The sequence below is a fragment of the Pseudoalteromonas sp. SR41-8 genome (assembly GCF_014163915.1).
GTDB classification, from domain to species: Bacteria; Pseudomonadota; Gammaproteobacteria; order Enterobacterales; family Alteromonadaceae; genus Pseudoalteromonas; species Pseudoalteromonas rhizosphaerae.
Genome location: NZ_JACJEE010000016.1, coordinates 82,048 through 95,464, shown reverse-complemented (window position 1 = coordinate 95,464; position 13,417 = coordinate 82,048). Strand labels below are relative to the sequence as shown.

Below are 13,417 nucleotides of genomic sequence, written 5' to 3'. Positions count from 1 at the left end.
TGAAAATCACTCCATTATCATTTACTAATAACATACAACAGCTACTCTCTATTTGGCTTTATCAAAGGAAGAATAATGACTTGGCGCTACGGGTTCCTACTGACGACACTGCTTTCATACACCGCATTTGCACAATCAGAACAAGCTGAAAAAACAAATGAACAAGACAATGATCTTGAGCTAGTAAAGCAATGTATTTTAAATGAAGCCATTGGCGGCAAAGCCGAAATGACACTAGCGCAATTACGTGAAAAATGTAGTTCTCTCGATGAAAGTAAGCAGATCACCGTACTAGATAAACGCAAAGCCCGTGAACAGGTCAGTGAAAAAAACCGAAATGTGATCACTCCACATAAACGTAATTATATATTACCGCTGTCGTATGTATCCAACCCAAATGCCAGACCTTTTGACAATCTTAATGACCTATCAGAAAACAACGAAGGCGAAACACTTGATAACTTAGAAATAAAATATCAGTTATCAATCAAAGTACCGTTATACAATGATTTTGCAGATAAAGACCAAGCTGTTTACTTTGGTTTTACACTGCAATCATTTTGGCAGTTTTATAACGACGATATTTCATCACCATTTCGTGAAACTAATTACGAACCCGAGATCTTTTGGGTTAATTATCTAGACCCCGAGCATGTTCTTTGGGGAGATGAAATGGCGATTGCGGTTGGTTTCGTGCATCAATCGAATGGCCGTAGCCAGCCTCACTCTCGTTCTTGGAATCGTATTTATGCCAATTTCGTTTGGGAAAATGATGGCTTTGTATTTAGTTTTAAACCTTGGTACCGCATCCCAGAAGATAGAAAAGAAGATCCTATGCAGGCTAAAGGCGACGATAACCCAGATATCTATAAATACATGGGTTACTTTGAATTTTCTGGCGCGTATAGACTAGATGATCATGAATTTAGCTTTATGACCCGCAATAATTTAAATTCAGATAACCGCGGTGCAATTCAACTGGATTGGTCATTTCCGTTATGGGGCCGACTACGAGGCTATGCCCAATACTTTAACGGTTACGGTGAAAGCTTAATAGATTATAACGCAGATATAGAACGTATTGGTGTGGGTATATTGTTAACTGATTTACTATAAAAGTTAAGGCCAAGCAATTGCTTGGCCTTATTTTTTGTTTGCTCTGAATTCTAACTACTTAATAATTTTAAATGTACCTTCAAACTCAGCAACCAGTAACTCACCATCGTAGATTTCCACTGGCACTACATAGCTCGCTTTGCCTTCTGACTCTAACTCGGCTAATTTACCTTTACAACCGCTTAAATCAACGCTGCCACGAGGGTCGTTATTAAGCGGTTTTAAATATTTAATATTAGCATCGGCTAACACTATATTACCTTCAAACCCGGCTTCTTTGAGTGCTAAATAAGTTGCGCCCCAGCCGGTTAACGTCGCTAAACTATAAATAGAGCCAGCAAACATAGTGTTATGCAAGTTTAAGTTCGCATTTAGATCTGCACTGGTGGTAAATTGCCAATCAGTGTAACTTTCAACTTTAATGCCCATAGCATCGCTGATCGGAATAGATTCGCGCCATGTATTTTGCAGAATTTGGGTCCAATTAGGATGACGGAACCAGCCTGGCTCAGACGGTTTTTGTTTCACCATTTTCCAGTGTTGTACATCATCGTAAGCTAAGTGAGCCTTTTCTTTTAATTCATAACCATGGCGCTTATAAAATTCTAATGCCCGTTCACGAGCGAATAAAACCAACTCATCGGCGTCTTGAGTCCAGGCCATTTTCTCAAGCTCATGCAATAAACGACTACCGATGTGTTGATTACGGTTACCTTCCGCAACCGCCATATAACGGACTTGCGCTTGTTGTTGATTATTAAAATGCAGTCGTGCAACACCTAACACTGCCCCCTCTTTATTTTTAATAAAGCGATGCTCAGCATCTTGCTCTAAATCATCCTGCTCAGAACCACGCGGTTCATTCCAAGGTGCGCGCAATACTTGCCAACGTAATTGATAATACGCTTGCCAATCTTCGCTACTTTGTGGTGTTGTCACCTGAAACATAATCACTCCTGTTGCTACCAAGGCCGCAAACGCTTGTTAATTCAAGATGCGTTTATCTAACTAAAAATGCGGTCAGTTATTATTTGCAAACTACCATACTCCATCTGATAAAAACTTGGAATACGACTTTGGTGAGCAACGCAAAATAACTGCTTTACCTGTAAAACTTGATAGACATATTGGCACTTTAGATTGACTCGTCTATGCTGATGTAACTATGGAACATTTTTTTGAAGACAACGGGGCAGTAAAGCACAGCTTTATCGAAGATTGTCACCGTATCGGACAACTACTCTATTGGCACAAATATGGCGCCGATTGCATTCAGGTACGCCAACATAAGCAGTTACGTTGGTTATTGATCAACGAAACACTACAGTCAGTGGTCGAGAAAAGCAGCCCAAGCCATTTGCTGTTTCCACATTTACAATATTTAGCGCAATTATGGCAACCACTCTCAGCGCCAAACGCCGTACTTGAACTGGGCTTAGGTGGCGGTGCTATCCGCAATTACTTACAACACACCTACCCTGATAGTCAGCTACTCTCTGTAGAGAAAAATCCGAATATCATTCATTGCTATAAGCGTTTTTTTGGTGGTGAGCATGCATCGAATTTACGCTGTTTTGATGCTGAAGCTGTATTAGAGCATGGCCCACAATACGATTGGATCATTCTTGACCTATTTAGCCAATTAGATGCGCCGTTATTTTTATACAAACACCGCTTTTACGAAAAACTGCGCTGTGCTTTAACTAAAAATGGCTATTTGTTTATTAATTTTTTATCTCAGCATGATTCACAATTAAAGCAGTTAGAACATTTACTGATCACCACTTTTGGTAAAATACCTAGCATCGAAAAAATTCCAGGTTATGCCAACAACATCGTGGTGATCAGAAAATAACTGCTAGCCTTAACTACACTGTTAAATTAAATGTCACCGGCCCATCATTACATAAACTTACTTGCATATCCGCAGCAAATTGTCCTGTTGCTACGCTTAAACCCATAACTCGAGCTTGGCTAACAAAGTATTCGTATAGCTCATTAGCCTGTGCAGGTGTGGCTGCTGATGAAAAGCTTGGGCGCATGCCTTTTTTAGTATCTGCCGCCAGAGTAAATTGCGATACCACCAATAACTCACCTTGAATATCTTGCAGGCTTAAATTCATTTTGTCGTTTTCATCGCTAAATACGCGGTAATTACTAACTTTATGTAGCAGCTTATCAGTGCTTTGTTGATCATCATGCTTTTCAACCCCAAGCAACAATAAAAGCCCCTGCTCAATTTGACCAATTACCTGACCATCCACTTCAACTTTTGCGTGTTTTACGCGCTGAATTAATCCTTGCATCTATTCCTCGATAATTTGATACACATAAGATCGGCTGCACGCCGCACTGCCGCTAAATATACATTACTATCAACACCATGCCCAACACCATCTAAAATAAGTAACTGTGCGTTGAGTTGCTCAGCTAAATGCTGTACGGCATTAAAACGACACACTAAATCATGCCTGCCATGAATAAACCAAGTAGGAATTTTACTAATTTTTTTATAGTGTTCACCAATGAAGTTATCAGTAATAAAACACTGAGCAGTAAAGTAATGGACCATTAAACGCGCCATATTAAGCCCCAACTGTGGTGAACTTAACCCCCATTGATGTTGCTGTTTACCATGGCTTAATACGTTTTCCCATTGGCACCATAATTTAGCAAAGTGATTTGCATTAATTTGATTATCATCATTTAATTGCCGCCGATAAAACGCAAAAATGCTGGCAACATCAGGTAAATCCTGAGAAAAACGCGCATATAATTCAGGATAAAAATGTGCAGCAGCACCATGACAACTATATAGCCACTGAAAATCGGCTGAAGTAGCCAAAAACGTGCCTCGTAAAATTAACCCATGTACATGTTGAGTGTGTTCAATGGCATACAGCAAACACAGAGTTGCTCCCCACGAACCACCGCTTAACACCCACTTTTCTAGTCCTAAGTAAGTGCGTAAATAATCAAGGTCAGCGACCAGTTCTGAGGTTGTATTAGCGCTTGTTAAATGAGGAGTTGATTGCCCGCAGCCGCGTTGGCTATATAAAATAATACGATAACGGGTAGGATCAAAGAAACGGCAATTATCAGCATGCAAACCCACGCCGGGCCCGCCATGGCAAATTACCACCGGCAGGCCAGCTGGATCACCGTACTCTTGTACATGAATTTGGTGCCCACTTCCCACACTCAAATGAAAATCATGGTATGGGGTAATATTTGGATATAACTGCATAATGCCGACTCTCCTATCAGCGATGCAGTGAATTACTTATTAGCATCGCCCTCATCAAGGATAATATCAGATGTACCTTCGATATTTTTAGGGCCAATACATACTGTAAACTCTGCACCGAGTAACACAACCACCCACGACAAATACACCCACACAAATAAAATTGGAATAGTTGCCACCGCACCATAAATCACTTCGTATGAAGGAAAGTGACTGATATAAAGCGCAAAACCTTTTTTAGTTAATTCAAACAACAAGGCTGCAAATAAAGCACCTGGTACTGCAGCTTTAAAAGATACGCGAGTATTAGGCACTAAAGTATAGAGCATAATAAAGCCAGCCATAGAAATTAAATAAGGCAGTAATTTTAATAAAAAGCCACTAAAGCCCGGAATCCCCTGATCGGCAAATGATACTAACGACACAATATATGAAGTAACCCCAATACTTGCGCCTAATAACAATGGCCCTAAACTCAACACCATCCAATATACCGCGAAAGAAATCATCATTGGTCGCTTGGTTTTAATCCGCCAAATTCGATTCAGCGTCGCATCAACATTACGGATCAGTAGCAATGCTATCGCTGCAAGAAAACCAATACCTACAGCAGTCATTTGATTCGCATTACCTGCAAAAGACGTTATATGCTCTTTAATTACATCTGATGAGGTAGGCACAAAGTTAGTAAATAAAAAGTTTTCAATAGCAATACGGGTATCTTCAAAGCCAGGAAAAGCCGAGAAAATAGCCACGCCAACTGCAATTAAAGGAACCAATGAAAGTAAGGTTACATAGGCTAAATAACCAGCATTTACAGTAATTTGGTCGTCAATGCAGCGATTAATATACTGCATCCACCACGTTGGCTGCTGACGTATAAGTACCCTCAACTGCTGTTTATAATGTGCGACCTTTTCATTCATAAAGTTAACTTTCTGCTAAAATAGTTTTGATTATCATAGCAATCCACCACATAATTTACAGCACTAACGGATTTAAAAAGGGATCTCGATGAAAAAACTGACTTTACTCAGCGCACCAATATTGGCCTTATCATTGGCTTTATCTGGCTGCCAATCTGCATATTACTCGGCTATGGAATCAGTTGGTGTGCATAAGCGTGACATTTTAGTGGACCGCGTAGAAGCAACTAAAGAGTCTCAAGAAGAGTCTCAAGAGGAATTCCAATCTGCACTTGAACGTTTAACAACATTGATTAACTTTGATGGTGGAGATGTACAAGCAGCCTATGACCAACTCAATGATGACTACGAATCTAGCCTTGCGGCTGCTAATGACGTTACAAATAACATCAACAAAGTTGAAGATGTAGCTGAAGCATTGTTTGAAGAATGGAGCGATGAATTAGAACAATATTCTAACGCTTCACTTAAACGTGAAAGTAATAAAAAGCTCACCGCAACCAAACGTGACTTTGATAAACTGTTACGCTCTATGCGTAATGCTGAAAGCAAGATGGAGCCGGTACTGTCATCACTGCATGACAATGTTTTATACTTGAAGCATAACCTTAATGCACAAGCTGTATCAGCCATTCAAGGTGAATTCACTAATCTTAAGCGCGATATAAAAGTGTTAATGGATGACATGAACAAGTCGATTGCTGATTCAAATAAATTTATTGAGCAAATGAGTAAAGCAGGCTAAATCAGCCTGTGAGTTTGCCTGTCACTTATCAAGAGCGCTAGTTTGCTAGTCGCAGAGTAATCAAAGCCTACATTTATGTAGGCTTTTTTGTTGTTATATCTTGTTACTTTTTAAGTGTTATTTCATCTGCTATTTTTGCTACACTTTTACCTAATTAAAATTATAAAAACATTAAACAATGAAAATACGTGCAGCTAGTTTAATTATCGCATCAAGTTTATTAGCTGCGTGTAGCACTGCCAATAATGTGCAAAGAATTGCAGGCGCTGATACTGTTGTGCCACTTCATCAAGAGGGTGAGCAGGCTGGGCGCTACCACAACCTCTATCCAGGGAAAAAAAACTATCCGATTAGCTGCGAAAGCGATTGTTACCCAAGTAATGCTAACTTGGTATGTGAAACTCCGGGTGAAAACTGCCTCTATCAAGGCGCGCAACTAGCACCACAACTAAATACCGGCTACACAGTACGCTGGCTCGGTCACGCCGGGTTTATGATCAACACTCCTAACGGCCAGCAAGTTGTATTTGACCCAGTAAAAGAGCAATTTGACTCCCCTGTTGATTTAGCTTTTCGGCTGGCATCTGGGTTTTATCGTAAACCTGGCGATTGGCTTAGCGAAAGCGAACTTAACAATCTAGACGCAGTAATTTATTCTCATATCCATTACGATCACTTCAATAAAGCAGACATTGAAAGCATAGGTAATAAACCTCGCTACTTAACACCACTTGGTATGGCAGATAACTTTCCTACCGGTGGTTTTAATATTAGCGAAATGGCGTGGTATGCAAAAACTAAAATTGATGATTTAACCATTCATGCGCTACCTGCGCATCATTTTAGCAGTCGTGTGTTAGTGCCCTTTATTTACGAAGATAACGATAAAGATTTATGGAATGGCTGGTTACTTGAGCAAAATGGCAGCACTTTATTTTTTGCAGGCGACACAGGCTATTCAAAACACTTTAACGATATACAGAAAAAATATGGCGCTATCGATGTGTGCTTAATGCCAATCGCCTCGTACTACCATGAAGAAAACGGTAACTGGTATCGTTATGTACATACTACTCCTGAGGATGCCTTAACAGCCGCACAGGAGCTTAACTGTAAAGTTATGATACCTTGGGGCTATGGCAACTCAAGTTGGAAGATGGGCGATCACAGCAGCCATTCTGCATTGCTGCGCTTATTGCATATGTATGATGAAATGAAGTCACAAATCCCGCTGTATATTTTAAATGAAGGGCAAAGTGTCGCACTATAAAACGACACTTGGATACTGATACGATTGCTCTTCAGTCTTGCATTCATCATCACCGAGGGAGCGATTTATTGGCCCAAGTAACATACTAAAAAAACCATTAATTATATTCGCTGTTTGGTGTGTCTCTGAGCTATCAAGCGAGTGGTTCTGCACTTGCCGTTGCTGACTTTGTGCACTACCAACAACAAAGTCACAACCCGAGCTCATTACTTGCGACGAAGTACAGCCAGATAACAACATAGCCACAATCAACAACAATACGTTAGCCACAATTATTCCTTTTATATTAATTCTAGTAGTGCCATTACTTTACCTGTTAACTGAGCGAGAAAATGTAAAAAACTGTATTCACTTACGATCCATTACTATCACTAATTTTATACCTGAACATTCTGTCTGTTGTTTTCAATTTTTGTTTCAGTCACTATTGAACCACAAACAAAATAAGAAACTTTGAGAATTAGATGAAAACAGCCGCGCTTACCTTAGGCCTATTAATGAGCAACGCCGCTATGGCTATCGATGTAGAGCATACAGCAACACCAATTACTATTGACGGTGTATCTGAAAGCGCATGGGACCAAGCAAAATGGCAGCCTATGCCTTTTCTTATGGATGGCACCTTGCCTGACTCAGATAAAGACTTTAAAGGCCGCTACAAGTTACTTTGGGATGAAAACTACCTGTATTTACAAGCCGATATTGTGGATGATGTACTAATTGATACCCATCCAGATCCTACCGATAAGTACTGGGACGATGATGCCTTAGAAGTGTTTATTGATAGCGACGCATCTGGCGGTAACCATCAGTTCAATCATACTGCGTTTGCCTATCACATTGGTCTTGATAACCAAGCTGCCGATTTCGGAGCTGATAAAAAACCCCATTTATACACAGATCATTTAATCAGCCACTGGCAACGAAACAGTACCGCCCCATATAACATCACATGGGAAGTAGCCATTAAGCTCTACCCGAATGATTTCCAAGAAGGTGTGCCAAACACCCCGCTTAAGTTAACGGCAAAGCAAGTAATCGGCTTTATGCTCGCCTACTGCGATAACGACGGCAGTAAAATTCGTGAGCACTTTATGGGTTCGCATGAAGTACAACCCGTAAATGGCAGCCGCAACCTAGGCTATATCGACGCCAGCGTATTTGGAAAGGTTACGTTATTACCGAAAAAGTGATGGAGGTTAGCCGCGCAGGTTGGAGTGAGCGAAGCGAAACCCAACCAAAAATACACTCCCAATAAACGCAGGAGCTTTGCATTATCTGTTGTTTCAGCCTTTCCTCATTCACTTCTCTTTGTGCAAAAAATCTTTAAGTGAATTATTCACAAAGAGGATAAGAGGCGCTGCGCTTTTAGAGGAAAAAGATTATTCCCAGAGATAGATTATGTTGCAAGATTTTTTGAAATCTAGCGACTACCTAATGAATCATTTCATAATAAACATAATATCAACAGCAACGATTGCTGGATTTGATTAAACTTTACTGTTTCTGTGCACCCTCTTGGTGATGAGAACGCTTTTAACCTAGATCCTAGCACCTCTAACCTAGCAGCTATTATTGACAGCTTGTCGCTTACAGCTCTTTTGTTTTCACCCACAAAAAAGCCGCTGTATTTTGCAATACAGCGGCTTTTAAAATCAGCTTAATTTATAAGGTGATTATCCTTTAGGCGCACGACCAGCACGTTTACGTTCGTTTTCTGTAAGATGACGCTTACGGATACGAATGTTTAGTGGTGTTACTTCAACTAGCTCGTCATCATCGATGAACTCAAGCGCTTGCTCAAGTGAGTAGTTTAGGTGCGGAGAAAGCGTTTGCGCTTCATCAGTACCAGATGCACGTACGTTAGTTAACTGCTTGCCTTTAAGGGCGTTAACTGTAAGGTCGTTATCACGGTTATGAATACCGATAACCATACCTTCGTATACTTCAACACCGTGACCGATGAATAAGCGACCACGTTCTTGTAAGTTGAATAATGCGTTAGTAAGTGCTTTACCTGTTGCATTTGCAATCATTACACCGTTCTTACGAACACCGATCTCGCCACCTTTGTGCGGACCGTAATGGTCGAAAGTATGGTACATAAGACCAGAACCTGATGTAAGCGTCATGAAATCAGTTTGGAAACCGATTAAACCACGACTTGGGATCATAAAGTCTAAACGCATACGACCTTTGCCATCTGGCGTCATATTTGTTAGTTCGCCTTTACGAAGACCAATTTGCTCCATTACAGAACCTTGGTGCTCATCTTGACAGTCAATTGTTACTGTTTCAAACGGTTCTTCTAGAACGCCATCAACAGTACGTAAGATTACTTCTGGACGAGAAACAGCTAGCTCGTAACCTTCACGACGCATGTTTTCGATTAAGATACCTAGGTGTAATTCACCACGACCAGATACACGGAAGCTATCTGGGCTAGCAGTATCTTCAACGCGAAGTGCTACGTTGTGTACTAATTCTTTGTCTAAACGCTCACGGATATTACGTGACGTTACAAACTTACCTTCTTTACCACAGAAAGGTGAGTTATTTACAGAGAATGTCATTGTTACAGTTGGCTCATCAACACTTAGTGGTGGTAATGCTTCAACGTTGCCAGGGAAACAAACTGTATCAGAAATCTTAAGCTCACCAATACCTGTTACTGTTACGATGTTACCAGCGTAAGCTTTATCAGTTTCGATACGCTCAAGGCCTAGGTAGCTTTGTACTGCGCCAATTTTACCATTACGTTTAGTACCATCGGCACTGATAATAGTAACTTGTTGGTTAGGAGCAACAGAACCACGTTTGATACGACCGATACCGACTACACCAACATATGAGTTGTAATCAAGTTGCGAAATCTGCATTTGGAAGTCACCTTCAGGATCTGCATCCGGTGGTGATACTTCGTCAACGATCATCTTGAACATAGGTTCCATGTTGTCTGATGGCTCGTCTAAATCTAATGTTGCCCAGCCGTTAATTGCTGATGCATAGATTACTTTAAAGTCTAACTGTTCGTCAGTTGCGCCTAGGTTGTCGAATAAATCAAAGATTTGATCCATAACCCAATCAGGACGTGCACCTGGTTTATCAATTTTATTGATAACAACGATTGGCTTTAAGCCTTGCGCGAATGCTTTTTGCGTAACGAAACGCGTTTGTGGCATTGGACCTTCTTGAGCATCAACAAGTAGTAATACTGAGTCAGCCATCGAAAGTACGCGTTCAACTTCACCGCCAAAGTCGGCGTGTCCAGGGGTGTCTACGATATTGATATGGTAGTCATTCCATGAAATGGCTGTGTTTTTAGCCAAAATGGTAATACCACGTTCTTTCTCAATGTCGTTTGAGTCCATCACGCGCTCTTCGTTACCGCCGCGTGTTTCTAATGTACCTGATTGCTCAAGTAGTTTGTCAACCAATGTTGTTTTACCGTGGTCAACGTGCGCGATAATCGCTATATTTCTTAACTTTTCGATGCTCATATTTTTACTCAGAGAAATTAAATTCTCATTGATCCTGCAAGATCTACGCACTCATCTGCGTTTTCACGAGATGTCCCAGCATAGGATTTAAAAGGGCGCATATTATCCCTTATTAATGACATGGATGAAAGTTTATCCAATATATATTTCAAAACTTTCTTTATACTTGCAATAAGTATCTGTTTTATATATGACATTTTAATTAATTTAATTTTTCAATTTGTCACTATTTTGCTCATTCCTAGCTATTATTGTCATAATTTGGCAGTATTTGGTGAGTAAGTTAGCTTTATGTTGGTGTTTATAATCTATACAATTTAGCGCCAAAGAGAAGTGACCACACTGACGCACCAAAATGATCACAAGCCGATCCAATATGGTGCAAAACATATAACAGCTGGATGTATAACTTATTTTTTAACCTTAAAAAACAATGCACTATAAAAATGGCATAAAAGCCGCTTACTATAAAAGCAAAAGCAATTATGCAGCAAAATAAAACCCAACAGTTGGAGGACACATGTCACAATCGGTTTTAGATTTTATTAAAGAAAATGACGTTAAGTTCGTTGATTTACGCTTTACTGATACCAAAGGTAAAGAGCAACATGTTTCTATTCCTCATCACCAAGTAGATGAAGATTTTTTTGAAGACGGCAAAATGTTTGACGGTTCTTCAATTGCTGGTTGGAAAGGCATTAATGAATCAGACATGGTATTACTACCTGTTGCTGAGTCTGCTAAATTAGACCCTTTCACAGAAGAAGCTACTTTAATTTTACGTTGTGATGTTGTTGAACCTGGCACATTACAAGGTTATGAGCGTGATCCTCGTTCAGTTGCTAAGCGCGCTGAAGAGTACATGCGTTCGACTGGTATTGCTGATACCGTGCTATTTGGTCCTGAGCCAGAGTTCTTCGTATTTGATGACATCAAATACAAAACTGATATGTCAGGTTCAATGTACAAAATTGATTCTAAGCAAGCAGCTTGGAACTCAGATAAAAGCTACGAAGGCGGCAACACTGGCCATCGTCCAGGCGTGAAAGGTGGTTATTTCCCTGTTGCTCCAGTTGATGATTTCCAAGATTGGCGTTCAGCGACGTGTTTAGTTCTTGAAGAGCTAGGTCAAGTTGTAGAAGCGCATCACCACGAAGTGGCTACAGCTGGTCAAAACGAAATCGCAACTCGCTTTAACACTATGGTATTAAAAGCGGATGAAATCCAAGAAATGAAATATGTTATCCATAACATGGCTCATTTATATGGCAAAACAGCTACCTTCATGCCTAAGCCAATCGTTGGTGACAATGGTTCTGGTATGCACTGTCACCAGTCTTTAGCTAAAGACGGTGTTAACTTATTCGCAGGCGACAAGTACGGCGGTCTTTCTGAAGAAGCGCTTTACTACATCGGTGGTATTATCAAGCATGCTAAAGCAATCAATGCTTTTGCAAATGCGTCTACTAACTCGTACAAACGTTTAGTACCAGGCTTTGAAGCGCCAGTAATGCTTGCGTACTCTGCACGTAACCGTTCTGCATCAATCCGTATCCCAGTGGTTCCATCAGAAAAAGGTCGTCGTATCGAAGTACGCTTCCCAGATCCAACAGCTAACCCATACCTTGCTTTCTCTGCAATGCTTATGGCTGGCCTTGATGGTATCAAAAACAAGATCCACCCTGGCGATGCAATGGATAAAGATTTATACGACTTACCAGCAGAAGAAGCAGCAGAAATCCCAACAGTTGCAACTTCACTACAAGAAGCGCTTGCGTCTCTAGATGCTGACCGTGAGTTCTTAAATCAAGGTGGTGTATTCACTAACGATTTAATCGATGCTTACATTGCGCTTAAGTCTAAAGAAGTTGAAAAGCTTAACATGACGACTCACCCTGTTGAGTTCGAAATGTACTACAGCTGTTAATTAGGCTGTAGAAAAATTATCTTATAGATAATATATGTGTGTTCTCAAGGCCCGTTCTGCGGGCTTTTTTTATGGCTAATTTTCCCATTCTCCACTAAAGTTTAATTAGTGCAAAAAATGCAAGGTGACAAGGTGAAAAAGACGCTTTTATTACTAGTAACTCTGATTTTAATCAGCTTTTATGGCTATTCTGGCGATAAAAAAATTTATTCTTGGAAAGATAAAAATGGCGTATCAGTATTTTCAGATACTCCTAAACCAGGTGCGCAAGAAATCAAGCTCACCAATCAAAGTTTGTCGATGCCGACTGTTGATACAAGCATTTTAGATGAACAGCAACCAGCGGCTGTGAAAAGCTATAAAGCGGTTATTTCTTCCCCTGCCGATCAAGGCACTGTTCGTGAAAATACCGGTTCAGTGTATGTAACTAGCCGTATAACACCACGCTTTGAGAATGGTTTTAAAATTCAACTACTAGTTGATGGCGCACCGTACGCAGAACCTAGCAATATCAGTACTTTTGCTCTGCGCGAGGTAAACCGTGGCGAACACACATTGCAACTGAAGCTATTTGACCCACAAGGCTCTGTTGTCTCTGTTAGTCCAGTGAGCACATTTTATATGCATAGAGCATCGTCTTTATAAAAACCATGTATTTCTATCAAAGACCATAATTTACTTAAAAT

The 13,417-nt window shown here is 40.4% G+C and carries 13 protein-coding genes; 7 read left to right on the top strand and 6 right to left on the bottom strand.

From position 1 onward, the window contains the following. The first annotated feature begins 75 nt into the window (after positions 1–75). Positions 76–1,116: a phospholipase A gene (locus H5162_RS12605; RefSeq protein WP_182778665.1), complete on the top strand. Its 1,041-nt coding sequence runs from the start codon at positions 76–78 to the stop codon at positions 1,114–1,116. A 54-nt stretch (positions 1,117–1,170) separates the two neighbouring features. Here the strand turns inward: H5162_RS12605 and H5162_RS12600 are convergent, their stop codons facing one another. Next, positions 1,171–2,064 (bottom strand): bifunctional GNAT family N-acetyltransferase/hotdog fold thioesterase, encoded by an 894-nt coding sequence (locus H5162_RS12600; protein WP_182778663.1) that lies wholly within the window; start codon positions 2,062–2,064, stop codon positions 1,171–1,173. A 217-nt stretch (positions 2,065–2,281) separates the two neighbouring features. Here H5162_RS12600 and H5162_RS12595 point away from each other — a divergent pair, with 217 nt between their 5' ends. Beyond that, entirely contained in the window at positions 2,282–2,971 is a 690-nt protein-coding gene (locus tag H5162_RS12595) for a spermidine synthase (RefSeq protein WP_182732351.1), read from the top strand. A gap of 13 nt (positions 2,972–2,984) precedes the next feature. Here H5162_RS12595 and dtd read toward each other — a convergent pair whose 3' ends face one another. Genes dtd through H5162_RS12580 form a run of 3 tightly spaced genes read right to left on the bottom strand, consistent with a single transcriptional unit; the run spans position 2,985 to position 5,289 of the window. Next, the gene (dtd, locus tag H5162_RS12590) at positions 2,985–3,422 is read right to left on the bottom strand and encodes a D-aminoacyl-tRNA deacylase (RefSeq protein ID WP_182732350.1); all 438 of its coding nucleotides are present in this window, start codon (positions 3,420–3,422) and stop codon (positions 2,985–2,987) included. Continuing rightward, on the bottom strand, positions 3,410–4,363 hold the full coding sequence (locus H5162_RS12585; RefSeq protein ID WP_182778661.1) for an alpha/beta fold hydrolase: 954 nt from the start codon (positions 4,361–4,363) through the stop codon (positions 3,410–3,412). The genes dtd and H5162_RS12585 overlap by 13 nt, the downstream gene beginning before the upstream one ends. Positions 4,364–4,395: 32 nt before the next feature. Further along, positions 4,396–5,289 carry a virulence factor BrkB family protein gene (locus H5162_RS12580; protein ID WP_182735690.1) on the bottom strand — a complete coding sequence of 298 codons (894 nt, stop codon included), beginning with the start codon at positions 5,287–5,289 and terminating at the stop codon, positions 4,396–4,398. An 88-nt stretch (positions 5,290–5,377) separates the two neighbouring features. Between H5162_RS12580 and H5162_RS12575 the strand changes: the two genes are divergently transcribed. Beyond that, positions 5,378–6,034 carry a DUF2959 domain-containing protein gene (locus H5162_RS12575; RefSeq protein WP_145237960.1) on the top strand — a complete coding sequence of 219 codons (657 nt, stop codon included), beginning with the start codon at positions 5,378–5,380 and terminating at the stop codon, positions 6,032–6,034. Between the two features lie 178 nt (positions 6,035–6,212). Next, positions 6,213–7,304 (top strand): MBL fold metallo-hydrolase, encoded by a 1,092-nt coding sequence (locus H5162_RS12570; RefSeq protein ID WP_182735689.1) that lies wholly within the window; start codon positions 6,213–6,215, stop codon positions 7,302–7,304. Here H5162_RS12570 and H5162_RS12565 read toward each other — a convergent pair. After that, a complete protein-coding gene (locus H5162_RS12565) occupies positions 7,299–7,574 on the bottom strand; it encodes a hypothetical protein (RefSeq protein WP_145237954.1) in 276 nt (91 codons plus the stop codon). The genes H5162_RS12570 and H5162_RS12565 overlap by 6 nt on opposite strands. 194 nt (positions 7,575–7,768) lie before the next feature. On the opposite strand from H5162_RS12565, the gene H5162_RS12560 reads away from it, so the two are divergent. Then, positions 7,769–8,497 (top strand): CBM9 family sugar-binding protein, encoded by a 729-nt coding sequence (locus tag H5162_RS12560; protein WP_182732346.1) that lies wholly within the window; start codon positions 7,769–7,771, stop codon positions 8,495–8,497. Positions 8,498–8,980: 483 nt separating this feature from the next. On the opposite strand, the gene typA is transcribed toward H5162_RS12560, so the two are convergent. Continuing rightward, positions 8,981–10,804 carry a translational GTPase TypA gene (gene typA, locus H5162_RS12555; RefSeq protein ID WP_145237948.1) on the bottom strand — a complete coding sequence of 608 codons (1,824 nt, stop codon included), beginning with the start codon at positions 10,802–10,804 and terminating at the stop codon, positions 8,981–8,983. A gap of 520 nt (positions 10,805–11,324) precedes the next feature. Here typA and glnA point away from each other — a divergent pair. Then, a complete protein-coding gene (glnA, locus tag H5162_RS12550; protein ID WP_145237945.1) occupies positions 11,325–12,731 on the top strand; it encodes a glutamate--ammonia ligase in 1,407 nt (468 codons plus the stop codon). 132 nt (positions 12,732–12,863) lie between these two features. Continuing rightward, the gene (locus H5162_RS12545) at positions 12,864–13,376 is read left to right on the top strand and encodes a DUF4124 domain-containing protein (protein WP_246175485.1); all 513 of its coding nucleotides are present in this window, start codon (positions 12,864–12,866) and stop codon (positions 13,374–13,376) included. Positions 13,377–13,417 lie beyond the last annotated feature (41 nt).